The sequence below is a fragment of the Rhizobium sp. AG207R genome, from assembly GCF_027109195.1.
Taxonomy (GTDB): domain Bacteria; phylum Pseudomonadota; class Alphaproteobacteria; order Rhizobiales; family Rhizobiaceae; genus Rhizobium; species Rhizobium dioscoreae.
This window is the reverse complement of the sequence record NZ_JAEPVT010000012.1, coordinates 1-18,801: the sequence shown is the minus strand read 5'-3', so window position 1 is coordinate 18,801 and position 18,801 is coordinate 1. Positions and strand designations below refer to the sequence as shown.

Here is an 18,801-nt window from a genome sequence, read left to right as displayed (position 1 = left end):
GGATCTCTTCGATTTTACTCAGTGTCCGGTCAGATACAGCGCCATTTGCAGAGCGGCAGCGATCAGAAGGACAAGTCCGAGGCGCGGAGCGACGGAGCGAATTCCGTCCAGCAATGCGTCCGAAGAGAAGAGCCGCTCGTTGCGCGCAAACACGGCGGCACGAGGGCGTTGGAGAGGGTCGGCGGATAGGCCGACATGCCTGTAGCGTGACATCATAGTTCCTTTCAGTGCCACCAGCACCATGGGTCCGATAAGACCATTTCCGGTGCTACGCTGTTGAATCTATGGGGGAGTTGCTAGGTTTTCCATTTGCCTGAAGCGGCAAAAATATAAAAATCTCATAGGGATGCGGCGATTTCACAATCCCAGGCGATAGCCATGACGCGAGGCGAACCGGCCGCTGCCGTCGAGTTGAAACGGGGTGATTGCCGCCTGGATGGCCGCAGCCGTCTCTGTGCCGACGCGGACCAATGGCAGGCGAACTTCCGCCTCGATATCTCTCACCAGTGACAGGGCGTGCTTGACCGTCGCCGGCTCGCTTTCGCGGGCGAGCGCGCTGAACAATGGCTGCAACCGCTCGTCGATGGATTGTGCCGCGCCGACATTGCCGCAGGCAGCCGAATGCTGCATCGATTGAAAGAGCCGCGGAACGATATTGGCCGCACCCGAGAAGCAGCCATGACCGCCTGCGGCCGTAAAGCCGAATGCGCTGGCGTCATTCGAGGTAAACAGGCCGAACCGCTCCGGCAGAAGGGGGCGCCAGAGGTCGACGCGCGAGATGTCGCTACTGCTATCGGCGATCCCGATAATCCCTCGAATTTCGGCGAGCCGCGCGACGGTTGCGGGAGCGAGATCGACTGCGGTATGCGATGGCTGGTTATGCACGATGATCGGCAGTTCGGTCTGCGCCGCCAGCTGCTCGAAATGGTGGATGATTCCCTTCTGCGTCGGCTTGGAATAATAGGGGACCGTCACGAAGGCCGCATCGGCGCCAAGGCGCTGTGCCTGTATCGTTTCCTCCAGGGTCGTCTTCGTGTCGTTGGTTCCGGTCGCGACGATGACGGGCACCTTGTCTTCCGAAAGTTCGATGCAGATTTCGATGGCACGAATGCGCTCGGCCTCAGTCAACGTCGGGCCTTCGCCAATCAGCGAACAGACGAGAAGCCCATCGATCCCGCTTAGCAGCTGCCACTCGATATGGGCCATCATGTCGACGCCATCGAAAACGCCGTCGCGGAAAGGCGTCACAAGCGCGGTGATCGCACCGCCGATGCGCCTTTGAAAAGTCGGTCTAGTCATTTCTGTGAGATCTCAGAGGTAATGCAGCACGATGTACAGCTCGAGGGCGCCGAGCAGCAGCCCGAAGGCGAACATCGCCTGAAAGGTGCGCTTTTCCCGGACCTGGCGCGAATGAAGCGGGCGCTTGCGTGATCTTTTCGTTGTTGCTGCTGATGCCGCAACACGATGATGCTTCTCGTCGCTGTTGTGAACGAGGACGCGGATGGATTCCGTAAGATTGGGGGCGTGCATGTCGAGCATGGGATTGTCTCCATATTCCACCGTAAGCGTAACGCTGGCTCCCATAGGAAATCCATTCGGGGCCAAGGACGAAGGCGTAAGTGAAATATAAAGAACCGACATGCCCGGAGTTCCTCCGGAGACTGGTCTGCGGACCGCTGCCGGAGCATCGAAAAATTATCTGGTGTAGTCTGCCGCCGCTTACTCGGCGCCTTGCCGGTTCTTGCGGTCGAGCTGCGTCACCAGCGCTAGGATCGTCGCCGAGACCGGTGTCGGCACATTTACGAGCTTTCCGAGCGAAACGACCACACCAACGAGAGGCGTGATTTCCAGCGCCTTGCCGGCAAGCAGATCCTGCAGCATCGAGGTGCGTACGGGTCCGATCTGACGGGAACGCTCAAGACGTTCCGCCACGGACATGGCGATGTTCGATCCCAAAGCCTCGGCAACGGCTTTTACCTCGCTCATCACTTGGCCGACCATGGTCGCAAGCGCAGGATCGTCCATGATATCGGACATCAAACCGCGGGTCAGCGCACTGATTGGATTGAAGGCGGCGTTGCCCATGAGCTTGCTCCAGATATCGTCGCGTATGCGCGAGGAAATCGAGACATTGACGCCGGCCCGCTGCAGCAGTGCTGCGATGGCTTCGATATCGCCCGTCGTCTCGCCGGAAGGTTCGCCAAGAATAAAATGTCCGTTGTTGGCGAGCTTGACCTCGCCGGGTGCGACGACTTCCGCTCCCTGATAGGCAACGCAGCCGATGACGCGCTCCGGCCCGATCAGGCGCCAGAGATCGCCGTTCGGATCGAGCTCTTCCATCTGGTACTCGGCATGGCCGCTTTGACGGTCCCGGTGGAAATACCACCATGGAACGCCGTTGAGGATCATGACGACGCGGGTGCCCGAATGCAGCAGTTTCGCAATGCCGGGGACAGCTGCCGCAAGCTGATGGCCTTTGAGGCCGGTGATGACAAGATCCTGCGGCGGAAGTTCGCCAGCATCGGCCGTTGCGGTCATCTGCGCGACGAGGGGACTATCCGCATCCGCCTCCCACAGGCTTATGCCGCCTGCGCGAATGGCCTCCAGATGGGCTCCGCGCGCTACGACGGAAATCCTGGTCTGCGCTTCTTTGGCGGAGGCGAGCTTGGCCGCGATCGCCCCGCCGAGTGCGCCGGCGCCGTAGACACAGATGTTCTTGAAGGGAGAGGGCGTCATGATTTGATGCTCCGAAAGAAGTCGCATGCTCTGCCAAGATATGGCGAGCCCGTGATTCAGCGAGTGGTTTATCAGATTGTCGGCAATTGGAATTGAAAATCGCCAGACCTTCCGACACACTACAGCCTTATCGAAATTTCACCATACTCGTCCAAGCGCGAATGGGGTTAACAGGTAAAGGAAATACCTTCTCAGCCGTCGCTGCTTCACCCGGATTTTGTGAACAGATTATGTTTTCACTCCATACATTTGGCGGTTTGAAGCTTTTGGACGGCGATGGTCACGAGGTCGCCTTTCCCGAAAAGGGTCTGTTGATCCTGGTCTATCTGATGCTGGAACCAACGTCGCGCGCGTCGCGCAGCGCGATCGCCCGGTTTTTGTGGGGAGACGACAATGGCAGTGCGCAGGTCAATCTGCGCAAGCTGGTTTCGCGTGTCAGGGTTCGTCAGGAAGCACTCGGGAGATCATTTCTGCGTTTCAGCGAGACAGCCGTCGAACTCGACGCGCCTCCAACCACCTCCGATCTCTGGTTCGCGCGCACGGATGATGGCAGACCGATCTTTGTAAGATTGCAATCGCTGGTGAGGACGCTCGCGGCGGAGTTCCTGCAGGGTACAGATTGCCAGAGCGCGGTTTTCTTTCATTGGCGGGAGGCGCAAAGCGGCAGGCATCTGTCGGCACTGAAGGCGGCGCTGAATGCCGCTGCCGCCGAAGCCAATGGTATGGCGGACGTCGCTCTGGTGAGAGAGGCGGCACTCCTGGTCTTTGGTATAGATCCCGAAGATCGCGATATTCATCGCATCCTGTTGCGGATATTCGATGCGGAAGGTGAGGTGGAGCACTTCAGGCAGATTTTCGCGCAGCGTGCCGCGCTGCTGGCCTCATGGTCGGCGCAGCGGGAATATGCTTCGGAAATTCGAGCCGGGGATGCCCACCATGAACGGATTTCAGCTGCGCGAGCGAGGGTGAAGATACCCCTCCTGCTCCTGCCTTCCACGGAGGGTCAAGGGAAAGATTATGATGCCTCATCCCTCGTGAACGATATCACAATCGGTTTCTGCGCGCTGGACAGTCTTCAGATTGCGGATCGTTACACGGCGGTCCGGGTTGGCAGGGCTGGGGAACGTGCCGTTGCAACTTTCGACCAATGGGATCGCTCCTACCTTCTCGAGATGCGGCTTAGCCTTCGCGACAACGGACCGCTGCTGTTTTCGCAACTGGTCGACGCCGCAAGCGATGAAATCATCTGGGCCGAGCGCACCAGCCTCGGACAATCCTCGCCCGAAGAGCGGAGACAGGCGGTCGCACGTCATATCGTGCTGTCGCTTGCAGGGCAGATCGAAAGGCGGGAGATGATGAGGTCGCATTTCGAGGAAAATCCAGCGGCCTATCAGCGCTATCTCGCCGGCAAGCGTTACATCGAGCGCCTCTCCGTACCCGATCTGCAGAGGGCGCGTGGGGAGCTTGAGATGGCGCTGCGCATCGGCGGCCACTTCGCGCCTGCCTTGAGCTCAATGGCCCGCACCTACTCCAAAGAATGGGTACTGACCTTCGGTGGCGATGCGGCCTTGCTGGACGAGGCGGAAAGCTATGCGATGCAGGCCATCGCAGCGCGGCGCGATATCGCCGACGGCTATCGCGAGCTTGGCATGACGAAGGTCTTCCGGAAGGCGAGTGAGGAGAGCATCGAGGCCTTGAAACTGGCTGAAGCCCTTAATCCGGGCCATGCCGGCATCATTGCCGACCATGCAGAGGCTTTGCTTCATGCGTCCCGGCCGGATCTGGCGCTGACGAAGATTGAAAGCGCCATGGCGCTCAATCCGGTAAGCCCCGATACCTATCTTTGGACTGCTTCCGTGGCGAGCTATACGCTCGGTCGCTTCGAAGCTGCCCTCGATTATATCGGCCGAATGGCGAATGCATGCCTGGCGGACAGGATTTCCGCGGCCAGCTGGGCGATGCTCGGGCATGAGGAAAAGGCAGGCTTTTTCGTTCGGCGCGTCCAAAGAACCAACCCGGATTTCGATGTTGATCGATGGCTTTCCGTCGTGCCGTTCAAGGAGCAATGGCAGCGTGACATCTATCGGGAAGGGCTGCGCCGGGCAGGTTTCTGGAAGGCAATCCCGAACGTGACCATGGCATAGCAGCAGTCCGCCATCGGGTGTAAGCGTCGTCCTTACTCACGTCAGTGTTTTCCGATCGACACAGGGTCGGGCTAGTCTTTACCACAATCGCATCCTAACCTCTGCCATATCGCTCTGGACCGTGGACAACCAGTGCGGTATCGATTTCTCAATTGTCCTTTCTAAGTTGATGAATTCGCCGGGGAAGATCGTTGCGTTTCGAAGCCCTCAACCGTCTCTGGGATAGCGTTCGGGAGACCAGCCATGATTTCCGTGCCTCGACGGATGTGTTTCCCGTCGTCGATATCGAAAAGCTGGGCACGACTCTCGACCTGAAGGAAAGGGGTGCCGCTGCCGGGCGTCAGAACCGGCCGCCGCCGGATGCGCAATCGCATGACGAGACGGAGCAGCGCATCATCGCCTGGGTCGAGGCGGAAAAGAAAAGCTCCTACCAAATCCTCGAAGATCAGTTCCAGACTTTTGACAGCCGCTTGCGCAACCTCGATTTCGAGGGCCAGTTCGGACTGATCCGCCAGGCGAACGCATCAAGCGTTTCGGATTTCAAGGCGGAAGTGGCAAGCGGCGTGGACGAGCTTCATGGCCTGCGCCGCAAGCTGAAGACGGCCGAGGATGAAATGGTGGGCTTCAAGGCCAGACATAAGCTGCAGCGGGCCGCCAAGGTTTCAAGCAGGGCAGCCTGGGGCTTCAAGGTCTCGCTGATCGTCTTCCTCGTGCTCATCGAAATGGTGATGAACGGCAGTTTTCTCGCCAAAGGAAGCGAGCAGGGTCTCGTCGGTGGTGTAACCGAGGCGGCCGCCTTCGCCTTCCTGAACATCGGCATGACGCTGATTTTTTCTTTCTTCTGCGTCCGTTTTCTGGTACATCGCTCCTTTGCGCTGAAGCTGATCGGCCTGCTGGGGCTTGTCGCCTATGTCGCCGTGGCTTTGGGCATCAATATCGCGCTGGCACATTATCGCGAGGTCTCCGCGACGATCCTGAGCGGAGCCGGTGCCGAGGTGATCCAGCGGCTCAAGACCGCACCGCTCGGGTTGCAGGAACTGAACTCCTGGATGCTCTTTGCCATTGGTCTGATGTTCTCGCTCGTCGCCTTCATCGACGGCTGCTATCTGACCGATCCTTATCCCGGCTTTGCCGGCGTCCAGAAGCGTCTAGATGCGGCCAGAGACAACTACATCGACCGCAAGCTTGATCTGATCGAAGATCTCCGCGAAATCCGCGACGATCACAACAGCAAGATCGAGGAGATCATCCGCGACCTCTCGCTGCGCCGGCAGGAAACGGCTGCCATCATCGCGCATCGCGCCAGGACCGCAGGCCTCTTTGCCGAACACCAGAACCATCTCGAGCGTGCCGCCAATGTGCTGCTCACCTCTTATCGCGATGCGAACCGGGCCGTGCGCACCGAGCCGGAGCCGTCATACTTCAAAGCCGCTTACAAGATGGAGCGCCTGACGCCCGTTATTCGCACGGAAGAGGAATGGGACGACAAAGTGCTGGGCTCGCGTATCCAGAGCGCCCAAGCGGAGCTTTCGGAGCAGATCAAGCGGATCGGCGACGAATTCGAGCGCGCCATCGAAAAATACCATCAGCTCGATAATCTTTTCCCGGAGAGCATCCTTGGCGCGACGCAAGCGGCGTAGCCGGCGCGGCGGATCCGCCGGTCTCATCATCGCAACGGTTTGTCTCGCCGTCCTGTCCCTCGGGATCGTCGGCGCCTATGGTTGGCTGCGCTACAAGGCAAGCGGCAATGTCGCCGTCGACCAGGCCTCGCTCTGCCCCGTGGATGGCCCGAAGGCGGAAACGGCCATCCTGCTCGATGTCACCGATCCGATATCAGACACGACGGCGCTCGATCTGCGCAACCAGTTCCAGAAGATCGTCGCGGACGTGCCGATCGGCGGCGCCATCGATATCTATGCGCTCACCGAAAAGGAAGGTGAGCTGATCCAGACCTTCCATGGCTGCAATCCTGGAAGCGGCGCGAACGTCGACGAATGGACCAGCAATCCGCGGCTGGCGCAGGCGCGCTGGGAAAAGGGCTTCCAGAAGCCGCTCGCCGATATCGCCGGCAAGCTGACGGCGGGCGAGTCCGGCCGACTGTCGCCGATCATGGCCGCCATTCAGAAGATCAATCTGGAGGTTTTCGCAAATGCACCGATCGGCATCTCGAAGCGGCTCTACATTGCCTCCGACATGATCGAGCACACGGCCGCCTTCTCGAATTATCGAGATGGGGTCTCCTATCAGAAATACCAGCAAAGCCCGGCAAATGACCGTTTCCGCACGTCACTGGACGGTGTCACGGTCAAGATCCTTGCCTTTCAAAGGCCCAACATGAAGTTCAGCATGGAGGATCTTGCGAATTTCTGGGCGCAATGGATCAAGAACAACAAAGGTGATTTTGGCGGCTTCGTGCGGCTGGAGGGGATACGCTGATGGCCAATACCGACGCCAGATATCTCGTCCGGGATTATGGGCCGATGGTGCTATTCGCCTCCATCACCATTGGCGGCATGATTTTCATCTGGTCGTCGAAGCTCATGGGCTGGTCACTGCCAATCGTAACCGGTGTGCCGCTGGTGTTGATGGGGATCTACTTCATCGTATCGCTGGCCGTTGCCGGGTTCCGGCTGCGCAATGAGCAGGCGGGCGACAACCTCTATTACATGGGTTTTCTCTTCACCCTATCGAGTCTCGGCGTATCCCTCTATCTCTTTGCCGGGGAAACATCGATCGAGACCATAGTCCGCAATTTCGGCATCGCGGTTACCTCGACCATTGCCGGCGTGACGCTGCGCATCCTCTTCAACCAGATGCGGCGCGATCCGATCGACATCGAACGCAGCGTACGCCATGAGCTTGCCGAGATGACGCGGCGTGTCCGCACCGAACTCGATTCCTCCTCGCGCGAATTCTCCCATTACCGCCGCGTCAGCAACCAGATGCTGTCGGAAGGGTTCGAGGAGATCGCGCGGCAGGCCGAGCGCAATGGCCAGGAGATCAACAAGATCCTGGAATTGCTGGCGAAGCAGGCGGTAACCCCGATCAACGACGCAGCCGCCCAGTTGACGACGACGACATCGCAGCTGTCCGAGATCATCGGCACATTCGGTGCCGCCGTCGAGAATGTCGGCAAGAAGCTGGAAGAGATCCGCGCGCCGGAGGACGTCGTACGCGCCGAGCTGGCACCGGCGATTGCCGCCATCAAGGAGATGTCGGAGGCGCAATTACAGCCATTGCGCAATATCGAGCTGGCGCTCGGTCGTGTGGCCGAAGCGATGGGGCAAACGCCGCTGCCGAAGCCCGATGGCGATATCGCTGCTGAGCCCCAAGTCGTGCCGCGAAAACGCTGGTGGCCGCTATGGTAGCTGGAGGCCCGGGCAGCACGCCGAAACTGGAGCACAAGGGCTATAATCGTGGCCTCATCCTTGGCCTGACGATGGCCGAATCCATGCTCCTTCTGGTTTTCTGCCTGCTGCTCGTGGCTGCCGCCATGATTTCGGCGGAGAGAAACAAGCGCTACGAGGTCGAGCGGAAGCTTGAGAAGGTCGAGCAGCAAGTCGCGGTGCTGGAGAAGAAGCGAGCGGAGCAGGCAGCCGAAATCGTCCTGCTGCAGTCCAAGGTCGTCTCCGGCGATCTCTCCGCTGCCGACAAGGCCGTGGTGGACAAGCAATGGCGGGAACTGGTGCTAGCGAAAGAAACACTTGACAGCATGGCGGATCAGGGCGCGACAACCGCCGATCTGAAATCGCTTTCCAAGGTTGCCGCCGTTCTAAAAGAACATGGCGTCTCGCTGGCGGCGGCACCCGATGAGGTCAACAAGCTCTTGGCCGGCAACGCGGGCGGCAAGGGCGCACACGACTGGCCGCCCATCATCAATCTCGACGATGCCAAGAAGAACTATTTCCAATCGGGCAGCGCCGAACTCACGGGCACCTTCGCCCAGCTGCTCAGCACGACCATCACGGATGAAATCGCCAGCAATCTGAGCCTCTATGGCGCCAATATCGTCGAGGTGATCGGCCACACCGACGAGCAGCCGGTGGCGCGCGAAAAATCCAATCTCGACGATACGATCATCGGCGCAATGGATGGCAAGCTGCCGGTCTCCGCCCTGCTGCCGGCCGACAATGCCGGGCTTGGCCTTGCCCGTGCCATTGCCGTCGCCAATGTGCTTAAGGCCAATCCGAAGCTGAAGAGCGCCACCATCCTGCCGATGTCCGCCGCACAGCTGATCTTGCCCGGCGATACTGTCACGTCTGGCCAAAGCGGCGCCGTCGAGGCACGACGCCGCATCGAAATCCGCGTGCGCGGCAGGACAACGCCCGTCGCCGTCATCAACGCCGGTGCCGCCCCATCAGTGAATACGCAATAGTGCCCAATCGGCAAGGCATCAGCTTCTGAGGCCGGGTGCCTCGTAACCGGTGCGCTCGACATATTCCGTATAGCCGCCGGGATATTGATGAATGCCTTCCGGCGTCAGCTCCAGAACGCGATTGGAGAGCGCGGCCAGGAAATGCCGGTCGTGCGAGACGAACAGCATCGTGCCTTCATATTGCGACAACGCCTGAATGAGCATCTCCTTGGTGTCGAGATCGAGATGGTTGGTCGGCTCGTCGAGCACCAAGAGATTCGGCGGGTCGAAAAGCATGATCGCCATCACGAGCCGCGCCTTCTCGCCGCCCGACAGCACCCGGCATTTCTTTTCGATATCGTCGCCAGAGAAGCCGAAGCAACCGGCCAGCGCCCGCAGCGAGCCTTGACCGGCCTGCGGAAAATCATGCTCGAGCTGCTGAAACACGGTGCGCTCTCCATCCAGCAGATCCATGGCGTGCTGGGCGAAATATCCCATTTTCACGCTGGCGCCGAGCGCAACGCTGCCCTCGTCCGGCTGCGTCGAGCCCGCAACCAGCTTCAGGAGTGTGGATTTGCCGGCGCCGTTGATGCCCATGATGCACCAGCGCTCGCGGCGTCGCACCATGAAATCCAGTCCTTCATAGATGGTGCGGCTGCCATACTTCTTGTGGACGTTCTTCAGCACGGCCACGTCTTCGCCCGAGCGCGGCGCCGGCTGGAATTCGAAGGCGACGGTCTGTCGGCGCTTCGGCGGCTCGACGCGATCGATCTTTTCCAGCTTCTTCACGCGGCTCTGCACCTGCGAGGCATGCGAGGCACGTGCCTTGAAGCGCTCGATGAACTTGATTTCCTTGGCGAGCATCGCCTGCTGGCGCTCGAACTGCGCCTGCTGCTGCTTCTCGTTCTGCGCGCGCTGCTGCTCGTAGAATTCATAGTCGCCCGAATAGCTGGTGAGATTGCCGCCATCGATTTCGATGATCTTGGTGACGATGCGGTTCATGAACTCGCGGTCGTGCGAGGTCATCAGCAACGCTCCTTCGTAGCCCTTCAGGAAGGATTCGAGCCAGATCAGGCTTTCGAGATCGAGATGGTTGCTCGGCTCGTCAAGCAGCATGACGTCGGGGCGCATCAGGAGGATGCGGGCAAGTGCCACACGCATCTTCCAGCCGCCAGACAGCCCGCCGACATTGCCGTCCATCATCTCCTGGCTGAAGCTCAGGCCATCAAGCACTTCACGGGCGCGGCCCTCAAGCGCGTAACCATCGAGTTCCTCATAGCGCGCCTGCACTTCGCCATAGCGCTCGATGATCTCATCCATCCTGTCGGCCTGGTCCGGATCGCTCATTGCTGCTTCGAGTTCGCGAAGTTCGGCGGCAACGGCGCTGACGGGACCGGCGCCCTCCATCACTTCCGCGACGGCACTGCGTCCCTCCATCTCACCGACATCCTGATTGAAATAACCGATGGTGACGCCCTTATCGACGGAAACCTGCCCCTCGTCGGGCTGCTCCTGGCCGGTAATCATCCTGAAAAGCGTCGTCTTGCCTGCGCCGTTCGGCCCGACGAGACCGACGCTCTCGCCCCTGTTGAGCGCCGCGGATGCCTCGATGAAGAGGATGCGATGGCTATTCTGCTTGCTGATATTTTCGATACGAATCATGGTTACGCGAGGCCCAAAGAAAGTTTTTCGGGGGCCTTATGCCATGGGTGGGGCGCTCTGTCGCAAGTTTTCGGCGAATTGGCCAAAGGGTGTCATGTAATTGCCTGGTAAACGATTGCCGCGGGTGTCGTTGCACGCGACATGAACGTCGCAGATCGCACGATCACGCCGCGGCAAGCTTGGGCGCTTCCTATAAGTCGGGTAACAAGACATATTCCGGTGCGTCCAAATACCTTCGGTGGAACCTGCCAAAGCGAAAATTTCAGACGGGTGTGCAGAACAGCTGCACGAATTTAAACCTCATCAGCCAAGAGACATTGAGGGTTGTGCCGACGTCGACGATGCAGTTGTCGTCATAAGCGTCTACTTTGAAGCTGTATTTCAGGTCATGAAATATTTCGACGATTTTGGAGACTGTTTTCGCCGGATCGTCGAAAAGGAAGTTGTGCAGCTCAAGGTTGATGAAGGGCCGATCAGACAAGATTCGCTGTGCCCCAAGCATAACTTCCAGCTCGGCGCCATCCACGTCGATCTTCAGGAAGTCGACCTTTTTGGAATGATCATAATCATCGTCAAGCCTAACGACTTCCACTTTCGTCGACATACGTGGATCCTGGTCCGAGGGCAGGACCATGAATGAACCCATGCTATCTTGGACCGGGAGCAATCCACCTCTGTCTCCGGCTGCGCGCGGATGAACTATAATATTGCGGAGATTGTTCAGCTTTGCGTTGCGCTCGATCATCGCTGCGTTACTGGGAGATGCCTCCCAAGCATGAACCACGCCCGTTGGTCCCGTGCAGAGGGCAAGGATAACTGTTGTAAGGCCCTGATGCGCGCCGCATTCGAGCACCGTTGAACCCGGCTTGATGGTGTCAACCCACCACTGCCGTTCGCTCTGCCATTGATCGGGGTAGTTGTACCACTGGCGCGCCAACTCATCCTCAATATGGACATCGAACTTATGCGGCCCAACGAACCGCTCTCTGGCAATAAAGGATTCAAAGGCATCGGACATATCAGTGGCTCCCTGTTCAGCATCGAAATCATCAATTCAAAGACGAACCGATTTCGCCATGTGCCAAGCCTTGCATAGCTGCCAAAGAACAAGGCAGGCTCAGTTATGTTATACACGTACTGCGTCGATTGCCTCTTCGTCGCAGATGACGTCCCGGCGTACGGGGTCTGGTGTGATCGGCTGGCTCGCCGCGTTCTGCTGGTCCGTTGGATGCGACGGATCGGATGTATAATTGTTGACGAAGCAACGCATCGCATGTGCGACGCCACGTGAATTCACCTCTCGATGGTCGGCTTCGTAGTAAAGGCCGCCAGCGTAGCTTCCAGTAATGATTTCATAAGAGGGAAAGTAATCAATCCAGTCAAAGCGAGAAACGATTTGATCAGCGACGACTCTTAGAACAGACTTGCTGTAGGTGGTCGATACGAGCACGTTTCTATTTTCATACGTAGCGATCAGCGGTACAGGGGAAACTGTCAGCAACACTTTGATGTGCGGGCTCTTTGCCTTGAGCTTCCGCAGGAAAGTGAGGAGATCGGCTTCAACATCAGTGACACCGAAATTGACGAACTCATGACGCTTACTATCAAAGGAGCCCGCTACGACGCCCGGCGCGAGAGGATATACAGAGCCGTCAACCTTGGATCGCCATGCTTCGGTAAGACCAAGGGTGAAGACCAGCACATCCGCCCTCGTAAAAACCGAGCGGACGGCAGCAAGATGTTCGACCCGCGCATCTTTCACCGCTTTGACCGTTTCGAACCCGTCAGGCTCTATCTGCGGCCGATAGGGATCCACATACCGCCCGTCAGCCCGCTTCCATGAATCTTCAGAGAGCTCCCGTCCCTCGAAAGCTTCTTCATATAATTGCAGCAGCTGTCGGGCCGTGTAGAGATTGCCATAGCGTGCCGAGAAGACCCCGAAATTGCGCCGGATTCGTTCGTTTTCGGATAATCCTCTGCCATCTTCGGCTACGAAATAATAGAATCCGATCCGCTGCAATTGACGAGAAATATGTTGAGCGAAGCAGCTGCCCGCCGTAGCTATCTTCATCGTCTTGTTAATGCGGAATTTCGGATCGACGACTGGATCGAAAAGATGAGGTTCGATGCGCGATATCGAGCGCCGCCAGAGCTGGTAACTTTCTATCGCCGCATAAGGATTTGTCATCGAGTTGCCTCCGCTATGACTGCCTTGACGTTATCGTATCGAGGGCGAACCGCATGCTCGACCAGGATCGACCGGGGCGGGAGCCTCGAGTAGATCGCGAAACTGAATTCGATAAATTGCTCGAGCGAGATGAGGCGATATTCATTCGGCAATTTGAAAAGGTAGGATCCCCCTGCACCAAACGTCTCGGCAATCTCTGGATATACGGGATAGCACGGCCCGTTCAGAAGATTATCGGCAGGCAGAACTTCGCCGTCGGTGGTATCGACTCCTAACCGTCGTAGGAATATTCGGGCAATATCGTAGATACAGCGGATCTTCGGATGATTGACGGAATACATGAAAGGCTCACCGCGGGACCATTGCACGAAAGACGATGAAATATCCAAGCCATGTTCGGAAAAATGCCGAAAGAGTTGCGTCCGCTCTTGCTCCCAACGCGTGAAAAATCCGCAGGCCTCGAAGATATCACGTCTGAAGAGCTTGCGCGTTGCTTCGACGCTCAGGCCAGCTTCGTATGAAGCCAGAACGATCATGGAATGATAGGATCCCATGGGGCCCTCGAGCGGACCGTCCGAGAAGGCGTAGCAGATATCAGGATGGTAGGCATCGAAGTTGATAGAGGGAATGAAGTCGAGGTTCTGAGCGCTACCGAAGTCGAAATCCATGTCGCGAAACTGCGGATGAATAATGACCCTGAAATATTGGGACAGTTTCTCCTTATATTTTCCAATATTCTTTCTGAACGCCCATATGTCGACCGCGTCTATATGGAAGCGAGGGCCGAGAAGCTTCAAGGAATTCGCGAGACCGAATGTTTGGCAATTCGATACTAGCAGCCATGTTTCCATCAGAACTATCCCAAGCGATCGCATTCAGGCGGTCGCTATCATGTTGAAATACGTTAGATAAACGTCGTGAAATCTTTGAGGTCTCGATCAATGTCGCATTGACGATCCCATTGTTTTCTGGCCGCTGGAACTTGTCCATATAAATGGCGTCAGGTCTGGCTGATTTGCGTAGGCCTCTGCAGGGCCTGCCTGATATGCACTGTCATATATGGGCGGGACGTGCCATCGACCAACCATTCATCAGTCACATTCCCAGCTGTCTTGGGTAGTTAAAAATCGGCACTCGCGACATTCGATTATTTGTTTGGAAAAATTTTTGGCGGATGCGACGGATTTCGGTTTGACCTGACGTTTATAAAGGCGTCGCTGTAAGGATCAGTAATGCCGGTGCGCATAAGGAATGCTGATATTTAGAGCGAACGAAGGTCTACAGGATCGAAGATGCTATCCGTTTCAGCCAGCAGTCATCCAAGTTTATTGGGACGCGTTTTGCGGCAGGTTGAGGATCTGGCTTGCGTTCTGTTACTGAGCGCGGCGCTTGCCACAGTCGGGGTATCATCCAGAGCTTGGTCCGCCAATGCGGCTTCCCAACACCAGCGGCTCAATGAGCCAGTCAAGGAGATTGCGGATCAGCGCCTGCTTCTTAATACGCCCGAGGGGATGGGTGAGTTGCCCGTCTACGCGGATCATGCGATCGAAGCGGCGTCGCCCGACGTGACGAAGGTGCTGATCATCGTCCACGGCACGCTCCGAAACGCCGATGCCTATTATGCGACCGGGCAGGAGGTGCTCGCAAAGGCAGGCGATCTCGCTGACGGTACGATGGTGGTTGCGCCGCAATTCCTGATAAGACCGGATTTGAACGCTTTCTCGCTGTCTGCGCAGACGCTGGCCTGGACGCAGAATGGCTGGAAAGCCGGAAAACCCGCCCGCCAGCCGGCGCCGATCAGTTCTTTCGCCGCGCTCGATGCCCTGCTGCAGCATTTCGCTGACCGTCGCCTGTACCCTTCGCTGAAGACCATTGTCGTGATGGGGCATTCGGCCGGAGCACAATTGGTCCAGCGCTATGCCGTCGCCGGACGGGAGGCGGAAAATCTGACGAGCGCCGGCATCGCCGTCCGCTATCTCGTGGCCAATCCCTCGAGCTATCTTTATTTCGACAACGAGCGGCCGGCCTTACCGGATCAGCAGGCAGGGCTGGCTTCCTGCCCGAAGGCGACGCAATGGCGATACGGACTCGCCGGCGCACCACCATACGTATCGTCACAGGACCCGAAGCTTCTCGAAACGAGATATGCCGCGCGCAACGTGGTCTATCTGCTGGGGCAGGCGGACACGAATCCCTATACCCATTTCATCGACCGCTCCTGCGGGGCGATGGCGCAAGGGCCGTATCGGCTTGCACGCGGGCTCACCTATTTCGACTATATGAAGAAGCGGCATCCTTCCGATCTCGATCAGAAGGTCGTCGAGGTACCCGGCGTGGGGCATGATGATGAAGGGATGTTCGCCTCGGATTGCGGCATTGCCGTTCTGTTCGATCGACCGGTGCCGCCGTCTTGCCCGGTTATCGATGGGACTGCAAAACTATCCGGAGCGGTGCCGTAAGTTTTCTCGAGTGGTCGATCCCCATCGTGATCCCGCCGTCTACTTTCATGCGTCAGCTGCGATAGGCCGGCTGCGGGCGCGATGATCGGATTTTTCGCTGTATCGGGCGCTCGATGCCCAGGTAGCAAACGACGGCAAAGGCCAGCGAACCCAATGCGATAGGCATCGGCTGCATATCGTGCGGCACTCCGATGCGCAAAAGCAGTGCAGTGACCAGGATGCCGGTCAGGACGTGCCAAACATAGATGGAATAGGAGGCATCCCCCAGGAAATGCAGGAACGCCAGCTGTGGCACGCCTCGTTCCCGCTCGGCAAAAACAGCGCCTGACAGCAGCAACACTGCCGGTATGCCCCAGCGCACCGCCCGCTCCAAATGGATCAGCGGATCGCTCGCCACAAGCAGCACAACGCCGACGATCATCAAGCCGATGGCAACGGGAAAAGGCAGTCGAAAACCCTGTTTCCACAGGCGCCCGATGATGATGCCGGCGGCAAATTCCAGAATGACCGGCTGTGTGAAAACACTGAGGTAGCCGGGAGGCAGCAGGTAATGCGCAATCACAATGGTCACCAGGGCCACCATCAAGAACCATAGCCGCCTGAATTCCGGCACAAGCAGCGAAATTGAAAAAATGAGATAGAAGAACATCTCGTAGGACAGCGTCCATCCCTGCTCGACGACAGGGTGCAGGGCTTCGTCCTTCATGAAGGGCACGAAAAACAGCGAGCCAATCAAGTTCTCGATGCTCAAATTCGTGTCGAAGAAGAATTGCGGCTTCAGCACGGCAACGATGAAGGTTGCCGCCGTCGCGATCCAGTAAAGCGGCACGATCCTGATGAGCCGGCGCCACATGAATTCCTGCGGACCGAGCGATCTTCCGTCGGTCGTGACCCACATGATGAAGCCGCTGATGACGAAGAATATATCGACCCCAGCTGCTCCGCTCTTGAACTCCAGGCCATATGTTTCGCAGACATGGAAGCAAAGAACGGAAATCGCGGCGACGGCCCGCAGATATTGAATGCTCGCGATATCGCTGCCGATTTTCAAGCGGTGCCTCACACGATTGAACTGCTATCTCCGATGCCCCGAGGCCCGATTCAGCGATAAAATGTGTCGAAAGGCCGGGCACCGTGCATGACGGGTTTGAGGCTCGGCAGACCGAATATTGCTGCATGTTGCTGCAGCAACAATTTCAATGAAAATGGATCATTTCCCGCCGGTTTCGTGGCCGAAATCGGGCAATTGGATGTAGGGACGAGTGCTCATAAAGCCGAACGCTTGTGCAGGAGCTTCGCAATCCGCCGAAACCGCTTAGACCGCTCGAACTTCGGCAAGCCGCTTGACCGAGTATTCGTCCTGCCAACAGACAGCAGCTTCCCATGCGGCTGATGCCTGTGCGGCGATATCATATGCACCATCGTCAAGATCGGCAGCGTTGTCGGGCAACACGAGGTCGAGGTCTGGAACGTCGACATGTGACTCATCCCAGTCGATCAAAGCGACGCGATCTGCAGTCATGCGGATATTGCCAGGGTTGTTAGGATTTCCATGGACGACGCATGTTTGACGCCCGACAAGCCGCGCCCAAGCTGCTCGGCATCGGGTGACGCCCTCGGATGGCATTGCGGCAAGGTTGACCCTCGTTCCGGTTTCGACATGCAGAAGGTCGGTTGACGATCTCCAACCGGGACGCTGCGGCCAGCCTCGCGTCAATCGGTGCAGCTTGCGGAGCGTCTCGGCAACGCGACGCCAATCGGCCCCCGTTTCGGGCGGCCCGCCCTCCATGTATTTCATTACCACCAGACCATCCACGAAGAGCCGGCCATCCGTCGTCGGGATCGGCGTCGGAACGGTCATGCCTTCGCGGTCGAGGTATTGGAGTAGCTCCGTTTCCCAGGCGAGATCAGCGTCGGTTCTGAAGCCGAGACGAGCGACGGCAATCCGTCCATGGATGCGAACGCTCCATACATCGTTGGCAACTCCACCGGTGAGTGGTTCGAGGCGAACCGCGTCCTCACCCCATTGCCCGAGCGCTTCCCATCCCATTGGCGATATCCTGGCGCATGACTAGTGCCTGACCCGTTTCGTCCGCAGGCGCTGGCGATGCTAATTAACGCGATTGGCGTAATATGCAACAGTGATGGCATGTTTCGCCAATGATCTGCCGCCAGCGAGCTTCTATTTGTGATCTTGCGAACAGAGAGGCAGATATGAGCAATACACGCAAGAAAACAGCGCTCGTGACCGGCGCATCCTCCGGCATGGGCAAGGAAATCGCCAAGCGTCTCATCAGCGATGGCTTCAGGGTCTATGTGGCGGCGCGCAACGTCGACAAGATGCTGGATCTCGAACGCCTTGGTGCACGCGCCCTGCAGATGGATGTATCCGACGATGACGAGATCAAGGCAGCCGTGGGGATCATTCTCGCTGAAAGCGGCGGCGTCGATGTCCTTGTCAACAATGCAGGCTTCGGACTGTATGGACCTGTCGAAGACATCGCCATGGACGAGGCGAGATATCAGTTCGAAGTCAATGTCTTCGGTCCGGCTCGCCTGACTCAGCTTCTCTTGCCTGCGATGCGCCAGAGGGGCTCCGGCACCATCGTCAACATCACCTCGATGGGCGGCAAGATCTATACGTTGCTCGGCGCGTGGTACCATGCCACCAAGCATGCGCTCGAGGGCTGGTCGGACAGCCTGCGGTTGGAACTGGCCCCGTTCGGCATCGACGTCGTTGTCGTCGAACCGGGCCTCATCGAGACGGGATTTGGCGATGTGGTCGCCGACGGTCTCGTGAAACGTTCCGGAGCAGGCGCATATGCCAAGGTTTCGCAGGCGGTCGCCAAGACCACGAGGGCGACCTATGGTCATGGGCGCGGCACGGATCCGAAAGTGATCGCGGATGTCGTCTCGGCTGCCGTGCATGCGAGAAGGCCGCGGACGCGCTACGTCGCCGGCAAATATGCCAAGCCGATGATTGCGATCCGCAAATGGCTCGGTGATCGGATGTTTGATCGCATCATCATGAGCCAGATGCGCTAACATTCCCGCCGGCGGATGACAGACGAGCGTAATTCTGCGAGATCGAGCTTAGAGGATCGACTGAGATGAGTGTGATGCCAGCAGACAAATGCAAGGTGCCGCAGGCCTTCTGGCGTGCGGTCGAGCGGATCGGCTTGCCACCGTCTGCGGTTCTGCGTCAGGCCCGTTTGCCCGCCACCTTGCATCTGGGCGAGAATGGCATGGTGACGACCT

At 58.1% G+C, this 18,801-nt stretch carries 17 protein-coding genes; 7 read left to right on the top strand and 10 right to left on the bottom strand.

What is annotated here, in order from left to right; all coding sequences use genetic code 11:
• Positions 1 to 18 precede the first annotated feature (18 nt).
• The 4 genes from JJQ51_RS25690 to JJQ51_RS25675 form a co-directional block, all read right to left on the bottom strand.
• Positions 19 to 213: a hypothetical protein gene (locus JJQ51_RS25690; RefSeq protein WP_145651006.1), complete on the bottom strand. Its 195-nt coding sequence runs from the start codon at positions 211 to 213 to the stop codon at positions 19 to 21.
• A 144-nt stretch (positions 214 to 357) separates the two neighbouring features.
• Entirely contained in the window at positions 358 to 1,299 is a 942-nt protein-coding gene (dapA, locus tag JJQ51_RS25685) for a 4-hydroxy-tetrahydrodipicolinate synthase (RefSeq protein WP_113352662.1), read from the bottom strand.
• Positions 1,300 to 1,311: 12 nt separating this feature from the next.
• Positions 1,312 to 1,641 carry a hypothetical protein gene (locus JJQ51_RS25680; RefSeq protein WP_162750796.1) on the bottom strand — a complete coding sequence of 110 codons (330 nt, stop codon included), beginning with the start codon at positions 1,639 to 1,641 and terminating at the stop codon, positions 1,312 to 1,314.
• 78 nt (positions 1,642 to 1,719) lie between these two features.
• Positions 1,720 to 2,736 (bottom strand): ketopantoate reductase family protein, encoded by a 1,017-nt coding sequence (locus tag JJQ51_RS25675; RefSeq protein WP_113352693.1) that lies wholly within the window; start codon positions 2,734 to 2,736, stop codon positions 1,720 to 1,722.
• Positions 2,737 to 2,966: 230 nt separating this feature from the next.
• On the opposite strand from JJQ51_RS25675, the gene JJQ51_RS25670 reads away from it, so the two are divergent.
• The 5 genes from JJQ51_RS25670 (at position 2,967) to JJQ51_RS25650 (ending at position 9,255) form a co-directional block, all read left to right on the top strand.
• On the top strand, positions 2,967 to 4,880 hold the full coding sequence (locus tag JJQ51_RS25670; protein ID WP_113395823.1) for a hypothetical protein: 1,914 nt from the start codon (positions 2,967 to 2,969) through the stop codon (positions 4,878 to 4,880).
• Positions 4,881 to 5,071: 191 nt separating this feature from the next.
• Positions 5,072 to 6,520 (top strand): hypothetical protein, encoded by a 1,449-nt coding sequence (locus JJQ51_RS25665; protein ID WP_269245485.1) that lies wholly within the window; start codon positions 5,072 to 5,074, stop codon positions 6,518 to 6,520.
• On the top strand, positions 6,498 to 7,316 hold the full coding sequence (locus tag JJQ51_RS25660; protein ID WP_113352658.1) for a hypothetical protein: 819 nt from the start codon (positions 6,498 to 6,500) through the stop codon (positions 7,314 to 7,316). The genes JJQ51_RS25665 and JJQ51_RS25660 overlap by 23 nt, the downstream gene beginning before the upstream one ends.
• Positions 7,316 to 8,248, top strand: coding sequence for a hypothetical protein (locus tag JJQ51_RS25655; RefSeq protein WP_113352657.1), 933 nt, complete (start codon positions 7,316 to 7,318; stop codon positions 8,246 to 8,248). Before JJQ51_RS25660 ends, JJQ51_RS25655 begins: the two co-directional genes overlap by 1 nt.
• Positions 8,242 to 9,255: an OmpA family protein gene (locus JJQ51_RS25650; protein WP_113333523.1), complete on the top strand. Its 1,014-nt coding sequence runs from the start codon at positions 8,242 to 8,244 to the stop codon at positions 9,253 to 9,255. Before JJQ51_RS25655 ends, JJQ51_RS25650 begins: the two co-directional genes overlap by 7 nt.
• 18 nt (positions 9,256 to 9,273) lie before the next feature.
• On the opposite strand, the gene JJQ51_RS25645 is transcribed toward JJQ51_RS25650, so the two are convergent.
• From JJQ51_RS25645 to JJQ51_RS25630, 4 genes are all read right to left on the bottom strand, one after another.
• On the bottom strand, positions 9,274 to 10,896 hold the full coding sequence (locus tag JJQ51_RS25645; protein WP_113352656.1) for an ABC-F family ATP-binding cassette domain-containing protein: 1,623 nt from the start codon (positions 10,894 to 10,896) through the stop codon (positions 9,274 to 9,276).
• Positions 10,897 to 11,158: 262 nt separating this feature from the next.
• Positions 11,159 to 11,914 (bottom strand): FkbM family methyltransferase, encoded by a 756-nt coding sequence (locus tag JJQ51_RS25640; RefSeq protein WP_113352655.1) that lies wholly within the window; start codon positions 11,912 to 11,914, stop codon positions 11,159 to 11,161.
• A 108-nt stretch (positions 11,915 to 12,022) separates the two neighbouring features.
• Positions 12,023 to 13,084 (bottom strand): GSCFA domain-containing protein, encoded by a 1,062-nt coding sequence (locus JJQ51_RS25635; protein ID WP_113352654.1) that lies wholly within the window; start codon positions 13,082 to 13,084, stop codon positions 12,023 to 12,025.
• Positions 13,081 to 13,935 carry a WcbI family polysaccharide biosynthesis putative acetyltransferase gene (locus JJQ51_RS25630; RefSeq protein ID WP_113352653.1) on the bottom strand — a complete coding sequence of 285 codons (855 nt, stop codon included), beginning with the start codon at positions 13,933 to 13,935 and terminating at the stop codon, positions 13,081 to 13,083. Before JJQ51_RS25630 ends, JJQ51_RS25635 begins: the two co-directional genes overlap by 4 nt.
• A 660-nt stretch (positions 13,936 to 14,595) precedes the next feature.
• Here JJQ51_RS25630 and JJQ51_RS25625 point away from each other — a divergent pair.
• On the top strand, positions 14,596 to 15,543 hold the full coding sequence (locus JJQ51_RS25625) for an alpha/beta fold hydrolase (protein WP_233788739.1): 948 nt from the start codon (positions 14,596 to 14,598) through the stop codon (positions 15,541 to 15,543).
• Positions 15,544 to 15,595: 52 nt separating this feature from the next.
• On the opposite strand, the gene JJQ51_RS25620 is transcribed toward JJQ51_RS25625, so the two are convergent.
• Positions 15,596 to 16,594, bottom strand: a complete 999-nt coding sequence (locus JJQ51_RS25620) for an acyltransferase family protein (protein ID WP_233788740.1) — start codon at positions 16,592 to 16,594, stop codon at positions 15,596 to 15,598.
• A 264-nt stretch (positions 16,595 to 16,858) separates the two neighbouring features.
• Positions 16,859 to 17,593 (bottom strand): phosphotransferase enzyme family protein, encoded by a 735-nt coding sequence (locus JJQ51_RS25615; RefSeq protein WP_152096435.1) that lies wholly within the window; start codon positions 17,591 to 17,593, stop codon positions 16,859 to 16,861.
• A gap of 164 nt (positions 17,594 to 17,757) precedes the next feature.
• Between JJQ51_RS25615 and JJQ51_RS25610 the strand changes: the two genes are divergently transcribed.
• A complete protein-coding gene (locus JJQ51_RS25610; protein ID WP_152096436.1) occupies positions 17,758 to 18,588 on the top strand; it encodes an oxidoreductase in 831 nt (276 codons plus the stop codon).
• The last annotated feature ends 213 nt before the right edge of the window (positions 18,589 to 18,801 follow it).

Excerpts from the sequence above, each read along its gene's own strand:
- JJQ51_RS25680 (WP_162750796.1), bottom strand. The coding sequence starts at position 1,641 with ATGTCGGTTCTTTATATTTCACTTACGCCTTCGTCCTTGGCCCCGAAT.
- JJQ51_RS25625 (WP_233788739.1), top strand. The coding sequence starts at position 14,596 with ATGGGTGAGTTGCCCGTCTACGCGGATCATGCGATCGAAGCGGCGTCG.
- JJQ51_RS25630 (WP_113352653.1), bottom strand. The coding sequence starts at position 13,935 with ATGGAAACATGGCTGCTAGTATCGAATTGCCAAACATTCGGTCTCGCG.
- JJQ51_RS25635 (WP_113352654.1), bottom strand. The coding sequence starts at position 13,084 with ATGACAAATCCTTATGCGGCGATAGAAAGTTACCAGCTCTGGCGGCGC.
- JJQ51_RS25615 (WP_152096435.1), bottom strand. The coding sequence starts at position 17,593 with ATGGGATGGGAAGCGCTCGGGCAATGGGGTGAGGACGCGGTTCGCCTC.
- JJQ51_RS25645 (WP_113352656.1), bottom strand. The coding sequence starts at position 10,896 with ATGATTCGTATCGAAAATATCAGCAAGCAGAATAGCCATCGCATCCTC.
- JJQ51_RS25655 (WP_113352657.1), top strand. The coding sequence starts at position 7,316 with ATGGCCAATACCGACGCCAGATATCTCGTCCGGGATTATGGGCCGATG.
- JJQ51_RS25640 (WP_113352655.1), bottom strand. The coding sequence starts at position 11,914 with ATGTCCGATGCCTTTGAATCCTTTATTGCCAGAGAGCGGTTCGTTGGG.
- JJQ51_RS25650 (WP_113333523.1), top strand. The coding sequence starts at position 8,242 with ATGGTAGCTGGAGGCCCGGGCAGCACGCCGAAACTGGAGCACAAGGGC.
- dapA (WP_113352662.1), bottom strand. The coding sequence starts at position 1,299 with ATGACTAGACCGACTTTTCAAAGGCGCATCGGCGGTGCGATCACCGCG.
- JJQ51_RS25670 (WP_113395823.1), top strand. The coding sequence starts at position 2,967 with ATGTTTTCACTCCATACATTTGGCGGTTTGAAGCTTTTGGACGGCGAT.
- JJQ51_RS25690 (WP_145651006.1), bottom strand. The coding sequence starts at position 213 with ATGTCACGCTACAGGCATGTCGGCCTATCCGCCGACCCTCTCCAACGC.
- JJQ51_RS25675 (WP_113352693.1), bottom strand. The coding sequence starts at position 2,736 with ATGACGCCCTCTCCCTTCAAGAACATCTGTGTCTACGGCGCCGGCGCA.
- JJQ51_RS25610 (WP_152096436.1), top strand. The coding sequence starts at position 17,758 with ATGAGCAATACACGCAAGAAAACAGCGCTCGTGACCGGCGCATCCTCC.